The sequence below is a fragment of the Streptomyces sp. NPDC002623 genome (assembly GCF_053592635.1).
The window spans coordinates 131967-147742 of the sequence record NZ_JBSFWB010000022.1 but is presented as its reverse complement, the minus strand read 5'-3'; the positions used below and the strand labels follow the sequence as shown (position 1 = coordinate 147742).

General features: G+C 70.7%; 15 protein-coding genes and 1 tRNA gene. 7 read left to right on the top strand and 9 right to left on the bottom strand.

The features are described 5' to 3' along the window. The first annotated feature begins 69 nt into the window (after window positions 1-69). The 7 genes from ACWD4O_RS33375 (at window position 70) to ACWD4O_RS33345 (ending at window position 7333) form a co-directional block, all read left to right on the top strand. Complete coding sequence (locus ACWD4O_RS33375) at window positions 70-1224, top strand: NAD(P)/FAD-dependent oxidoreductase (protein WP_451285631.1); 1155 nt, start codon at window positions 70-72, stop codon at window positions 1222-1224. Beyond that, window positions 1221-1538, top strand: coding sequence for a (2Fe-2S)-binding protein (locus ACWD4O_RS33370; RefSeq protein WP_451285629.1), 318 nt, complete (start codon window positions 1221-1223; stop codon window positions 1536-1538). Before ACWD4O_RS33375 ends, ACWD4O_RS33370 begins: the two co-directional genes overlap by 4 nt. Next, window positions 1513-2952, top strand: a complete 1440-nt coding sequence (locus tag ACWD4O_RS33365; protein ID WP_451285627.1) for an FAD/NAD(P)-dependent oxidoreductase — start codon at window positions 1513-1515, stop codon at window positions 2950-2952. Before ACWD4O_RS33370 ends, ACWD4O_RS33365 begins: the two co-directional genes overlap by 26 nt. Before the next feature lie 125 nt (window positions 2953-3077). After that, window positions 3078-4019, top strand: a complete 942-nt coding sequence (locus ACWD4O_RS33360; RefSeq protein WP_451285626.1) for a dihydrodipicolinate synthase family protein — start codon at window positions 3078-3080, stop codon at window positions 4017-4019. A 24-nt stretch (window positions 4020-4043) separates the two neighbouring features. Further along, window positions 4044-5045, top strand: a complete 1002-nt coding sequence (locus ACWD4O_RS33355; protein WP_451285624.1) for a proline racemase family protein — start codon at window positions 4044-4046, stop codon at window positions 5043-5045. A 99-nt stretch (window positions 5046-5144) separates the two neighbouring features. After that, on the top strand, window positions 5145-5846 hold the full coding sequence (locus tag ACWD4O_RS33350; protein ID WP_450947085.1) for a GntR family transcriptional regulator: 702 nt from the start codon (window positions 5145-5147) through the stop codon (window positions 5844-5846). Window positions 5847-6034: 188 nt separating this feature from the next. Continuing rightward, complete coding sequence (locus ACWD4O_RS33345; protein WP_451285676.1) at window positions 6035-7333, top strand: flavin-containing monooxygenase; 1299 nt, start codon at window positions 6035-6037, stop codon at window positions 7331-7333. An 83-nt stretch (window positions 7334-7416) separates the two neighbouring features. Here ACWD4O_RS33345 and ACWD4O_RS33340 read toward each other — a convergent pair whose 3' ends face one another. The 9 genes from ACWD4O_RS33340 to sucC form a co-directional block, all read right to left on the bottom strand. Continuing rightward, window positions 7417-8760 (bottom strand): cytochrome P450, encoded by a 1344-nt coding sequence (locus ACWD4O_RS33340; protein ID WP_451285622.1) that lies wholly within the window; start codon window positions 8758-8760, stop codon window positions 7417-7419. Between the two features lie 8 nt (window positions 8761-8768). Beyond that, the gene (locus ACWD4O_RS33335; protein ID WP_351919304.1) at window positions 8769-9362 is read right to left on the bottom strand and encodes a GTP-binding protein; all 594 of its coding nucleotides are present in this window, start codon (window positions 9360-9362) and stop codon (window positions 8769-8771) included. Further along, on the bottom strand, window positions 9337-9714 hold the full coding sequence (locus ACWD4O_RS33330) for a DUF742 domain-containing protein (RefSeq protein ID WP_451285620.1): 378 nt from the start codon (window positions 9712-9714) through the stop codon (window positions 9337-9339). Before ACWD4O_RS33330 ends, ACWD4O_RS33335 begins: the two co-directional genes overlap by 26 nt. Next, the gene (locus ACWD4O_RS33325) at window positions 9711-10112 is read right to left on the bottom strand and encodes a roadblock/LC7 domain-containing protein (RefSeq protein ID WP_351919300.1); all 402 of its coding nucleotides are present in this window, start codon (window positions 10110-10112) and stop codon (window positions 9711-9713) included. The genes ACWD4O_RS33330 and ACWD4O_RS33325 overlap by 4 nt, the downstream gene beginning before the upstream one ends. Next, window positions 10109-11275, bottom strand: coding sequence for an ATP-binding protein (locus tag ACWD4O_RS33320; protein WP_451285674.1), 1167 nt, complete (start codon window positions 11273-11275; stop codon window positions 10109-10111). Before ACWD4O_RS33320 ends, ACWD4O_RS33325 begins: the two co-directional genes overlap by 4 nt. Before the next feature lie 439 nt (window positions 11276-11714). Further along, window positions 11715-11799: transfer RNA gene (locus ACWD4O_RS33315), tRNA-Leu, on the bottom strand. Between the two features lie 246 nt (window positions 11800-12045). Continuing rightward, window positions 12046-13590 carry an aldehyde dehydrogenase family protein gene (locus ACWD4O_RS33310; RefSeq protein ID WP_451285618.1) on the bottom strand — a complete coding sequence of 515 codons (1545 nt, stop codon included), beginning with the start codon at window positions 13588-13590 and terminating at the stop codon, window positions 12046-12048. A 113-nt stretch (window positions 13591-13703) separates the two neighbouring features. Beyond that, complete coding sequence (gene sucD / locus ACWD4O_RS33305; protein ID WP_451285617.1) at window positions 13704-14588, bottom strand: succinate--CoA ligase subunit alpha; 885 nt, start codon at window positions 14586-14588, stop codon at window positions 13704-13706. Between the two features lie 12 nt (window positions 14589-14600). Beyond that, window positions 14601-15731, bottom strand: a complete 1131-nt coding sequence (gene sucC / locus ACWD4O_RS33300) for an ADP-forming succinate--CoA ligase subunit beta (protein ID WP_451285615.1) — start codon at window positions 15729-15731, stop codon at window positions 14601-14603. Window positions 15732-15776: the final 45 nt, after the last annotated feature.

Sequence of the window (15776 nt, the reverse complement as noted above, 5' to 3'; positions counted from 1 at the left end):
GCCTGGCACTGGCCTTCGGGCCCTCGTGGCCTTCTTCCTCCGGACAGAGCAATGTGACATATTACTGGTGTGACCAAGCGACCGAGCGGTGACGTCGTGGTCGTCGGCGCCGGCATGGTGGGTGCCGCCTGCGCGCTGTACGCGGCCCGTGCCGGGCTGGACGTGGTCCTGGTCGACCGCGGCCCGGTGGCCGGCGGCACGACCGGCGCGGGCGAGGGCAACCTGCTGGTCTCCGACAAGGAACCCGGACCGGAACTTCAACTGGCCTTGCTGTCCTGCCGTTTGTGGGGCGAGCTGGCCCAAGAGCTGGGAACGGCCGTCGAGTACGAGCCCAAGGGCGGGCTCGTCGTCGCGTCCACGCCCGAGGCGCTCGCCGCCCTGACGGACCTGGCGGCCGGACAGCGCGCGGCCGGGGTGGAGACGGTCCACGTCGACGCGGGCCGACTCGCCGATCTGGAACCGTACTTGGCGCCCGGTCTCGCGGGCGGCGTGCTGTATCCGCAGGACGCCCAGGTCATGCCCACCCTCGCGGCCGCCCACCTGGTGAAGGCGTCGGGTGCGCGGCTGGAGACCGGTCGCACGGTGACACGCATCCTGCGCGGTGCCGAAGGGGCGGTACGGGGCGTGCGGACCGACCGGGGCGACATCCTCGCGCCGGCCGTGGTGAACGCGGCCGGGACCTGGGGGGCGGAGGTCGCCGCACTGGCGGGGGTCGGACTGCCCGTGCTCCCCCGCCGCGGTTTCGTCCTGGTCACCGAGCCGCTGCCGCGCCGGGTGCGGCACAAGGTGTACGCCGCCGACTACGTGGCCGACGTGGCGAGCGACTCGGCCGCCCTGCAGACCTCGCCGGTCGTCGAGGGAACGGCCGCCGGGCCGGTGCTGATCGGCGCGAGCCGCGAACGGGTCGGCTTCGACCGGTCCTTCTCGCTGCCGGTCGTCCGCGCCCTGGCGGCGGGCGCGACGCGTCTGTTCCCGTTCCTGGAGCATGTCCGGGCGATGCGCACGTACGTCGGCTTCCGCCCCTACCTGCCCGACCACCTGCCCGCTGTCGGGCCCGACCCCCGCGTGCCCGGGCTGTTCCACGCCTGCGGCCACGAGGGCGCGGGCATCGGCCTGGCGACCGGCACCGGGCATCTGATCGCGCAGACGCTCACCGGCGGGAGCCCCGAGCTGGACCTGACGCCGTTGCGCCCCGACCGCTTTGCCGAGGAGGCTGCCGGGTGAACCCCTTGAAGCTGGTCCGGGCGCGTCCCGGCGCCCGGTTCACCGTCACCTTCGACGGCCGGGAGATCGAGGCGCTGCCCGGTCAGACGATCGCCGCGGCCCTGTGGTCGTCGGGTGTCACCGCGTGGCGCACCACCCGGGGCGAAGGGCGTGCGCGCGGGGTCTTCTGCGGGATCGGCGTGTGCTTCGACTGCCTGGTGACCGTCGACGGCCGTCCCAACCAGCGGGCCTGTCTGGTGCCGGCCCTGCCGGGCGCGGACGTCCGTACGCAGGAGGGGACGGGCCACGATGACCTCGACGACCACGACGGCTGAGCACCGTCCGGTGCTCGCGGTGATCGGGGCCGGTCCGGCCGGGCTCGCCGCCGCTCTGGCAGCCGCTGCGCGTGGGGTGCGCGTGGTGCTGATCGACTCGGCCGCCGAGGCGGGCGGGCAGTTCTTCCGGCAGCCCGCCCGCGGACTCGGCGCCCGGCGTCCACAGGCGCTCCACCACCAGTGGCGTGCCTGGGAGCGCCTGCGCGCAGGGCTCGACGACGAGCTGGCCGCCGGTCGCGTTACGCACCTGAGCGACCGTCATGTGTGGTGTGTGGAGAGGGAGTCGGGTGGGTCCGCGGCGGGCGGATTTACCGTGCACGCGCTGCTCGGGCCGCTGCAGGAGGAGTCCGTCGCGGTCCGCGCCGACGGCGTGCTGCTGGCGACCGGCGGCTACGAGAAGGTCCTGCCGTTCCCCGGCTGGACACTGCCCGGCGTGGTCACCGCGGGCGGCGCGCAGGCTCTGCTGAAGGGCGGGCTCGCGCTGCCCGGCCGTACGGCGGTCGTCGCGGGCACGGGCCCGCTGCTGCTGCCCGTCGCGACCGGCCTCGCGGCCGCGGGCGCCCGGGTCGTCGCGCTCGTCGAGTCGGCCGATCCGCGGAACTTCGTACGGCGCACCAAGGTGTGGGCCGCGGCCCCGGCGAAGCTCGCCGAGGGGGCCGGGTTCGCGGCCCAACTCCTGCGGCACAGGGTTTCGGTGATGATGCGTCATGCCGTGCTGGAGGCGCACGGGACCGAGCGGCTGGAGTCCGTCAGCGTCGTCGCGCTGGACGCCGGGGGCCGGCCCGTGCCCGGCGCCGAACGGCGGCTGCCCTGCGACACACTCGCCGTGGGCCACGGCCTGTTGCCGCACACCGACCTCGCCGAGGGGCTCGGCTGCCGCCTCGACGGACCGAACGTGCGCGTCGACGACGAACAGCGCACCGACGTCCCCGGTGTCTGGGCCGCCGGCGAGACCACCGGGATCGGCGGCGCGGCCCTGTCGCTCGCCGAGGGGCACATCGCCGGACGGTCGGCGGCGGCACGGCTGACGGGTGCCGTTCCCGACCTGCGGGAGTGGGGTCCGGCCGCCCGGGCCCGTGCCCGGCTGCGGGCGTTCTTCGCGGCACTGGACGACGCCTACGCCGCGACTCCCGTCCGGTGGGTGGAGCAGGTGACCGACGAGACGGTCGTGTGCCGCTGCGAGGAGGTCACCGCCGGCGCCGTCCGTGAGGCCGTCGGCGCGCTCGGCGCGGGCGATCTGCGTACCGTGAAACTGCTGACCAGGGCCGGAATGGGCTGGTGCCAGGGCCGCATGTGCGAACCCGGGGTGGCCGGCGTCGCGGGCTGTGCGCTCGTCCCGGCCCGACGGCTGCTGGCGCGCCCCGTGCCTCTGGGGGTGCTGGCCGCCCCGACCGAACCGACGACACCGCAGTGACGGCCACAGTGATATGTCACATGGCACTCATGCCCACTCATGGCATGGATGCCACTGATGCCACTCATGGACTCATGGACTCATGGACTCATGGACTCATGGACTCAGCGAAGGGACCTCCGCGCATGACCGCCCCCACGACATCCTCAGCACCCGCCGCTTCCTCGACGTCCACCGCCGCCCGGCGCCGACCCTGGCGTGGTGTCCTCGTGGCCACCGCGCTCCCGCTCGACGACGACCTCTCCATCGACTACGACCGGTACGCCGAGCACTGCGCCTGGCTGGTGGCGAACGGCTGTGACGGCGTCGTCCCGAACGGTTCCCTGGGCGAGTACCAGGTGCTGACGCCGGAGGAACGCGCCAGGGTGGTGGAGACCGCGGTGGCCGCGATCGGCGGCGAGCGGGTGATGCCCGGGGTCGCCGCGTACGGCTCGACGGAGGCCCGGCGCTGGGCCGAGCAGGCGGCCGAGGCGGGCTGCGGGGCGGTGATGCTGCTTCCGCCGAACGCCTACCGTGCCGACGAGCGTGCCGTCGTGGCGCACTACGCGGAGGTCGCCCGGGCGGGTCTGCCGGTCGTGGCGTACAACAACCCGATCGACACCAAGGTCGATCTCGTGCCCGAGCTGCTGGCCCGGCTGCACGGCGAGGGGCACATCCACGGGGTGAAGGAGTTCTCGGGGGACGTCCGTCGCGCCTACCGGATCGCTGAACTCGCCCCCGATCTGGATCTGTTGATCGGTGCCGACGATGTGCTGCTGGAGTTGGCCGTGGCCGGCGCCAAGGGCTGGGTGGCGGGTTATCCCAACGCGCTGCCGAAGGCGTCGGTGGAGCTGTACCGGGCGGCCGTCGCCGGTGATTTCACCGCCGCGCTCCCCCTCTACCGTCGGCTTCACCCGCTGCTGCGCTGGGACTCGCGCGTCGAGTTCGTGCAGGCGATCAAGCTCTCGATGGACGTCGTGGGCCGCCACGGCGGTGCCTGCCGCCCGCCGCGGGTCCCGCTGCTGCCGGACCAGGAGGCGGCGGTCCGCGCGGCCACCGAGAAGGCCGTCGCCGCAGGGCTGGCGTAACTCCGAAGTGGACAAGGGGACTTCATGCGCAGCAAGCTCGTCCTGCACGCCGTCGACTCGCACACCGAGGGCATGCCCACCCGAGTGATCACCGGCGGGATCGGCGCCATCCCCGGCGCGACGATGAACGAGCGTCGGCTGTACTTCCGTGAACACCGCGACGACGTCAAGCAGTTGCTGATGAACGAGCCGCGCGGTCACTCCGCCATGAGCGGCGCGATCCTGCAGCCGCCCACCCGGCCGGACTGCGACTGGGGCGTCGTCTACATCGAGGTCTCCGGCTATCTGCCGATGTGCGGGCACGGCACGATCGGGGTGGCGACCGTGCTCGTCGAGACGGGCATGGTCGAGGTCGTCGAGCCGGTCACCACCATCCGTCTGGACACCCCGGCCGGGCTCGTCGTGGCGGAGGTGGCGGTCGAGGACGGCGCGGCCACGTCCGTGACCTTGCGGAACGTCCCCTCCTTCGCGGTCGCGCTGGACCGCGAGGCGAGGCTGGCGGACGGCCGCAGGGTGCGCTACGACCTGGCGTACGGCGGCAACTTCTACGCGATCCTGCCGCTTGAGGAGTTCGGGCTGCCCTTCGACCGCGCCCGCAAGGACGACATCCTGCGGGCCGGTCTGTCGCTGATGGAGGCGATCAACTCCGAGGCGGAGCCGGTCCATCCCGAGGACCCGTCCATCCGCGGCTGTCATCACGTCCATCTGTACGCGCCCGGCGCGACCGCCCGCCACTCCCGGCACGCGATGGCGATCCATCCCGGCTGGTTCGACCGCTCGCCCTGCGGCACGGGGACGAGTGCGCGTATGGCGCAGCTGCACGCGCGGGGCGAACTGCCGTTGCACACCGAGTTCGTGAACGAGTCGTTCATCGGCACCAGGTTCACGGGCCGGCTGCTCGGCACGACCGAGGTGGCGGGCCGTCCGGCGGTGTTGCCGAGCTTCACGGGCCGTGCCTGGATCACCGGAACGGCCCAGTACCTGCTCGATCCGACGGATCCGTTCCCGGCGGGGTTCGTCCTGTGACACCGCAGGTGCCCGCACCGTAGATACTGGTGGTACGTGACATGGCACAGCTGCCGATGCCACGGTGACAGGCACAGTCCGCATCCGAGGAGACCCACGATGGCCGCCCTGCCCGAGAGCAGCAGCCAGCCGCCCGCCGAGCCGTCGCTGCCCGTGCTCGGCGGGCGGCGCAGCAGCTACCGCGAGCGGGTCGCCGACGCCTTGCGGGCCGCGCTGATCGCGGGCGAACTGCGGCCGGGCGAGGTGTACTCGGCGCCCGCGCTGGCCGCCCGCTTCGGCGTCTCGGCGACCCCGGTGCGCGAGGCGATGCTGGACCTCGCGAAGGAGGGCCTGGTCGATGCCGTCCCCAACAAGGGGTTCCGGGTCACCGATGTCTCCGACCGGCAACTGGACGAGTACACCCACGTCCGCGCGCTCATCGAGATCCCCACGGTGGTGGCGTTGGCGACGACCGCCGACCCGGTGTCGTTGGAGGCGCTGCGCCCGGCCGCCCGGGAGATCGTCGCCGCCGCGGTCGCGGGGGACCTCATCGCCTATGTCGAGGCCGACACCCGTTTCCACCTCGGGCTGCTCGCGCTCGCCGGAAACGCTCACCTCGTCGAGGTCGTCCGGGAACTGCGCGGTCGCGCCCGTCTGTACGGGCTGACCGCCCTCTCCGCGTCGGGCCGGCTGCTGGCCTCCGCCGAGGAGCATCTGGAGCTGCTGGACGCCCTGTCGGCGCGTGACGAGCGGGCCGTGCGCGAGGTCATGACACGGCATCTGGGGCATGTGCGGGGGCTGTGGGCCTCCGCTCGCCCGTAGCGACTCGCCCGAAGTGGGCGGATCGTCCGGCGAAGTCCCCCATACCCGTCTCCTCCTCTCCCGCCACCTCGGCCGCGGGATCCCGCCTGTGATCCTTGTCGCCGGTGTGCGAAGAGTGAGGGGTGCATCGCACGGGCATTCAATTGCCCGTGCGCGAAAGGAATGGTGTCTGACCTGTGGGGGAATCCGTGCGTCTGTGTCTGATCGGTGCGGGTCTGTCAGGGCTGGCGACGGCACACGCTCTGAAGGCGGCCGGGGTCGACTTCGTCTGTCTGGAGCAGTCGGACGACGTCGGCGGGATCTGGCGTCGGCCGCAGGCGGGCGAGCGCGGCCCCGGTTATCTGTCGTTGCACCTCAACACCGCCAAGCAGCTCACGGGTTACGGCGCCTACCCGATGCCCGACTCCTATCCGCTCTATCCGCGGCACAGTCAGATCGCCGTGTATCTACGCGCGTTCGCCGAGTGGGCCGGCGTACTGGACCGGGTCGAGCTGGGGACGACCGTGGAGTCCGTGCGGCAGGAGGCCGACGGCGGGTGGACGGTCGTCAGCCGGGATGTCGGCGGCACGGTATCGTCCCGCGGTTTCACGCATGTGGTCGTCGCCTCCGGGCACAATTCGGAGCCGTCGATGCCCGCGCTGCCACAGGGTGCCGAGACGTTCACGGGAACGATCTGCCATTCCCTCGACTATCTCGACGGCGGCGCGTACGCCGGACAGCGCGTCATCGTCGTGGGGCTCGGCCCCTCGGCGGTGGACATCGCCGCGGACCTGTCCCGGTACGCCGAGCAGACGATGCTCTCGGTGCGCCGGGGACTGCACATCGTGCCCAAGCAGTTGTTCGGCATGGCCCTGGACCAGATCGCCGACGCGCCCTGGTGGATCAGCATGTCCCTGTCCGAACAGCGCCGTTTCATCGAACAGGCCCTGCTGGTGGCCCGCGGCAAGCTCGGCGACTACGGCCTGCCCGAGCCGGACCACCCGCTCTTCGCCTCGGCCATCACCATCTCCGACGAGATCCTCAGCCGTATCCGCCATGGCGCGGTCACGCCGAGGCCCGCGATCGACGCCATCGACGGCGACCGGGTCTCCTTCACCGACGGCACGTCCGTCAGGGCCGACGCGATCGTGTACTGCACCGGCTACCAGATGACCTTCCCGTTCCTGGAGCCCGGCTGCCCGGTCGGCGCGCAGGGCTCGGTCGAGCTGTACAAGCGGATTGTCGCCCCGGATCGTCCCGGTCTGTTCTTCGCCGGTCTGATCCGGCCCGTAGGTTCGATCACGCGGCTGGTGGAGGCCCAGGCGCGGTGGATCGCACGGCTCGTCACCGGCGACGAGGTGCTGCCGGAGGCGGAGTTCATGCGCAAGGAGATCGCGACGTACCTGAGCGGCATCGCGGGTCAGTACGGGCAACGGGAGGGGGCGTCGATCCAGGTCGACATGGCACCGTATCTGCAGGAGCTGCGGGAGGAGCACTCCTCGCAGTGACCGCCTGCAGCGACACCGCCAAGACACCCGAGGCACAGGAATGCCCGCCCCGAAGGGCGGGCATCCGGACTTCTCGTGTGCACCTACTTGGTCAGCCAGTTGAGGAACTTGCTCCACACACCGGCCTGTTCGGGCTGGCGGGCCGCCACCGGACTCGGGCGCGCCGACGCCTGGGCGGCGGTCTGCCGAGCCGGCCGCGTCACCGGCTTGATCGGGGTGTACCGGGCGGGGAGCGTGGCGAGACCGCGGCTGAAGGCTCCCGGACGCCACGTCAGACTGGACTCAGGAATGCTGAGTTCGACGTCCGGCAACCGGTTGAGGAGGTTCTCGATGGCCGACACGGCGATCTGCCGGGCCGGTTCCTTCGAGGGGCAGGCGTGCGGTCCGGCACTCCAGGCGAGGTGCGCCCGGTTGCTGCCGGACTTGCGGGCCGCCGACAGCGTGGGGCCGGTGTTGGCGGCGCCGAAGCCGATCAGCATCAGGTCGCCGGCGGTGAGCTTCTGGCCGGCGAACTCCATGTCGGACACCGGATAGTGGGCGGCGAAGGTGGTCATGGGCGGGTTCTCCCACAACGTGTCGTCCATCGCCTCCTCGATCAGCCCACCCTCATGTGCGTACCGGTCGTCGGTGAGCAGCCGGTGCAGGGTGTTGCCGATGAGGTTGACCAGGGGCTCGGCTCCCGCGCCCAGCAGCAGGGCGACCTGGTGCAGCATCTCCTCGTCGGTCAGGTCCGTGTGATGCTGCAGAAGCCAGGAGGTGACGTCCTCGCCGGGCTTGCGCCGCTTGAGGGCGACCAGCTCACCGACGGCCTGGAACAGCACCTCGCCCGCCTTCTCGGCGTTGACCCCGTCGAATATGCCGGAGATGCCGAAGAAGACGCGGTCGCCGATGTCGGCGGTGCAGCCGAACAGCTCGTTGAACACGAACAGCGGAAGCTGCTTCGCGTAGGAGCCGATGAGATCGGCCGAACCGCGTTCTGCGAACTGGGAGATGAGGAAGTCGGAGATCCGCTCGACGCTCTGGCTCAGCTGCATCGGGTCGATGCGCGACATGCTGTCCGTGATGGACTGACGCAGCCTCAGATGCTCGGCGCCGTCGCTGTACATGCAGTTGGGCCGGTGGGCGAGTACCGGCAGGACGGGACTGTCGGGGGCGATCCGGCCCTCGTTGAGGTCCCGCCAGCGGCGCGCGTCCTTACGGAACGAGCCGGAGTCCTGCAGGAGTTGGAGAGCGGTGGCGTAGTCGGTGACGAGGGTGGCCTCGACTCCCGGGGTGATCTCCACGGGCGCGGTCGGCCCGTAGTGCCGCAGATAGGTGTAGTAGGCCTGCGGGTCGGCCGCGTACTCCGGCCCGTACAGCGGCACTCTGCCTCCGGGCTGGTGCGCCGGGCAGCCCGGCGGGGGCACGGGGGCGTTGGGTTGGTCCATGTCTGCTCCTAGTGGGCACGGTCCTGCAGGTGGCGGACGAGGGTGATCAGCGCGTCGGCCGACGACTTCTCGTCTCGCGCGTCGCAGGTGACGACGGGTGTGTCGTCGAGCAGGTCCAGTGCGTCACGCAAGGCCGTCTCGTCCCGCGGCGGGGCGCCGTCGAAGTGGTTGACGGCGATGGCGTAGTCGAGTCCGTACTGCTCGATCAGATCGATCACGGCGAAGGAGTCCGCGAGTCGCTCGGGGTCGACGAGCACCAGCGCGCCGAGCGCGCCGCGTGCCATGTCCTCCCACATCTGTACGAAGCGCTGCTGGCCCGGCGTTCCGAACAGGTAGAGCACCACGCGGTCGCTGATGGTCAGGCGGCCGAAGTCCATGGCGACCGTGGTGGTGGTCTTGCCCTGGACTCCCTTGAGGTCGTCGACCGACTCCGCGGCCCTCGTCATGGTCTCTTCGGTGGTCAGCGGCTCGATCTCGGAGATCGCCCCGATGAACGTGGTCTTGCCGACCGCGAAGTGGCCCACGACGAGGATCTTCACCGCCGTCTGCGTCGCGCCGCCGCGGACGTAGGCCTGCTCATCCAAACTTGGCCCTGAGACCATTCAGCACCTCCTCCAGGATGTCCCGGTCGGCGAGTGGGGCCCGCTGCACGGGGGGACGCGTGATGAGGTAGCCGCCTTCGGTGAGGGCGGCGAGGAGGATCTTCACCACGCCCAGGGGCAGTTGGGTGTGCCCGGCGATCTCGGCGACCGAGAGGTAGCCGACGGCGCACAGGTCCAACAGGTTCTGTTCCTCGGGGGACAGACGGGTGGGCCGTTGCTGGTGGTCGGCGGTGGCCGTGACCAGCGTGATGAGGGAGAGCTGTCCCTCGTCGGGCAGCCCGCGCCCCTTGGTGATGACGTACGGACGCACTAACTCCGGTGTCTGGGGCTCCAGTTCGTCGAAACCGGTCATGACCGCGCGCCGAGGTTCTCGCGCGGCGGCGTGGTGAGCGCCTTGCCGAGCTGTCCGACGAGCTGCTGCATCCGGAAGGTGATGTCCTGCATGTCGACGTCGGGCGAGGCCGAGACGCCGAGGTAGGCGCCCTCGCCGGCGGAGATCAGGAAGACCCAGCCGCCGTCGAACTCGACCAGCGTCTGCCGCCAGCGCATCTGCGGGTCCTCGCAGAAGAACGCCAGGGAGCGGCTGAGCGACTGCACACCGCTCATCGCCGCGGCCACCCGGTCCGCGTCGTCCTTGCCGAAGTCCTGCGTCCGTGCCATCAGCAGGCCGTCGGCGGATATCAGAACGGCATGCAGGGCCCCGGGAATCTCCAAGGCGCTGTCAAGCATCCATGACAGATCGTCGTTCACGAGACCTCATGCCCTTCGCTGCTTGCACCACGTGTGCTGCTCGACTTTTCCGCGGGATTCGCAGGCGTGGCCCGGCCCGACTGGGTGCCCCGTTGGAAGGCACCCATGATCGCCGCCGTCTCGGCGCCCGAGCGGGCGGGAGTGGCGGCGGACGCGCTGCCCGGCACGATGGCCATGGGCCGCTTGCGACGCCGCTTCGGCAGGCCGTCGGCGGTGGTGCTGGCGGTGAGCGTGCCTTCTGCGCCACCGAGGCCCGTGGCGGCGACGGCGGGAGCGACCGGGGACGGCTCCTTCTGCTCGGGCGCGCTGGTGAGCAGATCGTGCGGCAGGAGGAGAACCGCCCGGACGCCACCGTAGGGGGAGGTGGAGTCCACGGACACCTCGAAGCCGAAGCGCTCGCTGAGCACGCCGATCACCGCGAAGCCGAACTGCGGCGGGTTGCCGAGTGCCGAGACACCCGAGACCCGGTCGCTCGTCAGGAGTCGGTCGGCGCGGGCGCGCTCTTCGTCGTTCATACCGACACCGGCGTCGTCGACGACGATGCAAATGCCCTTGGGCACGGTACGAATGTTGATTTCGACGACGGTGTCGGGGCTGGAATAGCTCGTGGCGTTGTCGAGCAGTTCGGCGAGGGCCAGTGCGACCGGTTCGACGGAACGGCTGGTGATGCCGAAGTCGACCTGGGAGAGAATCTCCACCCGCCGGTAATGACGAACCCTGCCCTGCGCGCTGCGCACCACGTCGTATACGGACGCGACATCGCGTGCGCGCCCCAGCCAGCCGTCGCAGAGGACGGCGATGGACTGGGCACGTCGCCCGAACTGCGAGTTCGTGTGGTCGATCTCCAGGAGGTCCTGGAGGATGACCGACTCGCCATATTTGTTCTGCAGCCGCGAGACAATCAACTGCTGTTCCGCGGCAAGGCCCTGAAGGGTCCGCATCGCGGACTTGAGGACCGTCTTCGTTGCGTCTTCGGCTCGTTCCTGAGCTGCCTCGACGGATTGCGCGTACTCGTTCTCCAAAGCGGAGTAGTGGGTCCTGAGCCCCGCGATCTCCTGCCTCAAAGCACGCGCCGCCCTGCGCTGACGAACAATGAGGGCGACTGCGATGAGCACGGCGACGAGGAGAGCCCAGAGTGCCGGGTTCTGTATGTAATCAGTCATAAGACTCTCTTCAGGCGACTGACGGCCAGTTGCTGAATTCCCGTCAATGCGGGTGGACCGGCGGACCGCCCACACCGGGGTGACCGCCCGGACTGTCCCCGTAGTCGGAGATGTCGTCTTGCACCCATCCGCCCGCTCTACAAGCGAGCGTGATCGTATCACCACAAGAAGACGTCACAGACCGTCAATATGCTGACTGAGGTGAACATTGACGCTCCGTCAGCGCGACCTGCGAGCGACCGGTCGGCGACCGGGAAGCGACCCCGACACAGGGGCGTCGGGCGATGTGACAGGACAACCGATAAACGGGCTTCCGCGACATTCGGCGGCAATGGAACGGAAACAACAAAACCCGCACCCGGCGAACGCCGAATGCGGGTATCAGAAGTGAGCACCGAGTGCTCACCGAGCGGAATCCGCTCACCACGGAGAGTGAAAGTGTCCGAGGGGGGACTTGAACCCCCACGCCCGATAAAGGGCACTAGCACCTCAAGCTAGCGCGTCTGCCATTCCGCCACCCGGACCAGGTGTCTGTCGCCACGCGTGTTCCCCGCGGCGACATGGACAACAATACCAAGCTTTCAGGGTGCGTTTCACCTGCATAACCGCTGGCCCAGCGGCTGCCGGGCCGCCGGCGCGAGCACCTCACGCCGGGTGACCGGACGATCACTTCGGCGCCGGGTCCCCGCTGCTCATCGGCGGCTGGGACCCGGCTGCCGCGTCCGGTCGCCGAGTGCGCGGACCCGTGCGGCGTGCCCGGGTCCGGCAGGTCAGGGCATCAGCTGGTACTCCGGGAAGTTCCCCGGCAGCCGCTCCCCCGCCGGTCCCTGCGTCACCGCGCGTATCAGCAGCTCGCCGCCCACGAACGCACCCCGCCAGGACGCGCCGAAGCCGCCGAACAACTCGTCGCGGTCGCCGCGGGAGCGGGGCATGCCGTGGCCGATCTTGAACGCACGGATCTGCGGGGCCAGCCGGTCGTACGTGCTGCGGTCGTCCGTGGACAGGGTGGCCACGAGCGCACCGTTGGACGCGTTCATGGCAGCGAGCAGCTCCGCCTCCGTGTCGACCAGGACGATCGTGTCGACCGGGCCGAACGGTTCCGCGTGGTGCAGCGGCGAGGACGGCGGCGGTCCCAGGAGCGTGACGGGCTGGACGTACGCGGAGGTGTCCTGGCCGGGCAGGAAGCGGGCGTCGGCCGGGTGGCCGCGGTGCAGCGGGACCGCGCCCCGGTCGATGGCCTCGGCGACCTGGTCGTGCAGTTCCTTGGCCTTGGCCGCGTTGATCACCGGCCCGAAGTCCAGCCGTGGGTAGGGATCGTCGCGCTTCTCGACGGCCAGCGGATGTCCGAGCGTCAGTGTGCGCACCGCGGGCAGGTACGCGGCGAGGAACTCGTCGAACAGCGCGCGCTGGACGACGAAGCGCGGATACGCCGTGCAGCGTTGCTTGCCGTAGTCGAAGAGCTTGGGGAAGACCGCGGCGAGACTGTCCCAGTCGGATGTGTTCCAGATGCCCCAGGTGTTGAGTCCTTCCTGTTCGAGGATGTGGCGCTTGCCCAGGTCGGCGACGGCCGTGGCCACCGCGGCGCCGGTGTCGCGGCCGCCGACGAAGGAGACGCAGCCGATCTCGGGCGCCCGCACCAGCGCCTGGGACAGCTCGCCCCCGCCGCCGCTGACGAGGGTGATCGGGACGCCCTCCCGTGCGGCCAGTGCACAGGCCAGGGTCAGACAGGCGACGCCGCCGTCGGTCGGGGTCTTGGCGATGACCGCGTTGCCTGCCAGTGCCTGTACCAGCAATGCGTGAACGAGCACGCTCATCGGGTAGTTCCAGCTCGCGATGTTGGAGACCGGTCCGTCCAGCGGGGCCCGGCCGTCGAGCATGGGTTCGATGCCGTCGACGTACCAGCGCACGCCGTCGACGGCGCGGTCGACGTCGGCCTGCGCGAGCCGCCAGGGTTTGCCGATCTCCCAGACGAGGAGCAGGGCGAGCAGTTCGCGGTGTTCGGCGAGGGCGTCGAGGGTGGCCGCGACCCGGGCCCGACGTTCCTCGAGCGGAACGTGCCGCCAGGCGCGGTGCCGGTCCAGGCAGGCGCGGACGGCTCGGTGGGCGGTGGCCCGGTCCAGTCGGGGCGGACCGGCGATCGGAGCGCCGTCGACCGGGCTCGTCGCCGGCAGTGTGCGGCCGTCCGCCTGCCAGGAGCCGTTCCAGAGGTTGAGGACGCGGTCGTCCCGGAAGGCCTCCGGGGCGACGGCAAGGCAGCGCCGCCAGGCGTCGGACCAGGACGTGCCGGATTTGAGGGTGAGGGCAGTGGTCTTCATCGTGCTGCTCCGCTCTCGGTGCACAGTCGGGGGCGGGTGCGTACGTGATGTTTCGAGGGTCGTCATGGTTCGAGGGTCGTCATGTCTCGGGGGACGTCATGCTTCGGGGGACGTCACGCTCGTTCTTCGAGTGCGGCGAGTGCGAGGCGGGCGGTCTCGGTCGGGGTGGCGCCCACCCGGACGCCGGCCGCCTCCAGCGCCTCCTTCTTCGCCCGCGCGGTCCCCGAGGAACCGGACACGATCGCGCCGGCGTGCCCCATGGTCTTGCCCTCGGGCGCGGTGAAGCCGGCGATGTAGCCGACGACGGGCTTGGTGACGTGCTCGCGGATGTAGGCGGCGGCTCGTTCCTCGGCGTCGCCGCCGATCTCGCCGATGAGGACGACGAGTTCGGTGTCGGGGTCCGCCTCGAAGGCGGCCAGGCAGTCGATGTGGCTGGTGCCGACCACCGGGTCGCCGCCGATGCCGACGCAGGTCGAGAAGCCGATGTCGCGCAGCTCGTACATGAGTTGGTAGGTGAGGGTGCCGGACTTGGAGACCAGTCCGATGCGGCCCGGCTTGGTGATGTCGGCCGGGATGATGCCCGCGTTGGACTGGCCGGGGGTGATCAGGCCGGGGCAGTTGGGGCCGATGATCCGCGTCCCGCGTGCCGTGGCGTGGGCCGTGAAGGAGACGGCGTCGTGGACCGGGACGCCCTCGGTGATGACGACGGCGAGGCCGATGCCGGCGTCGGCGGCCTCGGTCACCGCCGCCTTGACGAAGGCGGGCGGCACGAAGACGACGCTGACGTCGGCACCGGTCGACCGCATACCGTCGGCGACCGACCCGAAGACGGGTACGGCCCGCTCGTCGAAGTCGACGGTGCGGCCCGCCTTGCGGGGGTTGACTCCGCCGACGACGTCCGTGCCGGCCGCGAGCATGCGCCGGGTGTGCTTCATGCCCTCGCCGCCGGTCATGCCCTGGACGAGGACCTTGCTCTCCTTGGTGAGGTAGATGGCCATGGCGTCGACTCCTCAGGCTGCGGTGGCGAGTTGGGCGGCGCGGCGGGCGGCGCCGTCCATGGTGGTGGCCTGGTGGACCAGGGGATGCCGGTGCTCGTCGAGGATCGCGCGCCCCCGGGCCGCGTTGTTGCCGTCGAGCCGGACGACGAGCGGCTTGGTCAGCCGTACGGTGTCCAGGGCGCGGACGATGCCCTCGGCGACCGCGTCGCACGCGGTGATGCCGCCGAAGACGTTGACGAAGACCGACTGCACGGCCGGGTCGGAGAGGATGACCGACAGGCCGTCGGCCATGGTCTGGGCGGATGCCCCGCCGCCGATGTCGAGGAAGTTCGCGGGGCGGGCGCCGCAGCCCGCGACCACGTCCAGGGTCGACATGACGAGGCCGGCGCCGTTGCCGATGATGCCGACCTCGCCGTCGAGTTTCACGTAGTTGAGGCCCTTGGCCGCGGCCGCCGCCTCCAGCGGGTCGCCGTGCGCGGCGCTCTCGGCTCCCCAACGCTCCTGTCGGAAGCGGGCGTTGTCGTCGAGAGTGACCTTTCCGTCGAGGGCGAGGATCTGCCCCTGCGCGGTGCGCACGAGCGGGTTCACCTCGACGAGGACGGCGTCCTCGCGGACCAGCACCTGCCACAGCCGTACGAGGACGTCGACGGTCTGCGGCGGGAGTCCGGCCGCCTCGGCGATCTCGCTCGCCCTGGCGGGAGTGACGCCCTCGGCCGGGTCGATGTGGATCCGGGCGACGGCCTCCGGTCGGCTCGCGGCGACCTCCTCGATGTCCATGCCGCCCTCCGCGGAGGCGATCGCGAGGAAGCCGCCCGCCGCGCGGTCGAGGACGTAGGAGACGTAGAACTCGCTGTCGATCTGCACGGGTTGGGCCAGCATGACCTTGCCGACCGTGTGCCCCTTGATGTCCATGCCGAGGATCTGACGGGCCGTTATCTCGGCGGCGGCCGGGTCCGCGGCGAGCTTCACCCCGCCCGCCTTGCCACGGCCACCCGTCTTGACCTGGGCCTTCACCACCACACGACCGCCCAGCCTTCGGGCGATCTCGCGCGCTTCCTTGGCCGAGTCGGCGACCTCCGCCCTCGGCGTCGATATGCCGTGTTCTTCGAAGAGTTCCCTTGCCTGGTGCTCGAACAGGTCCATCTCGGCTCCTGACCTAAAAGTGCCGCACGCCCCCTGGACACCACC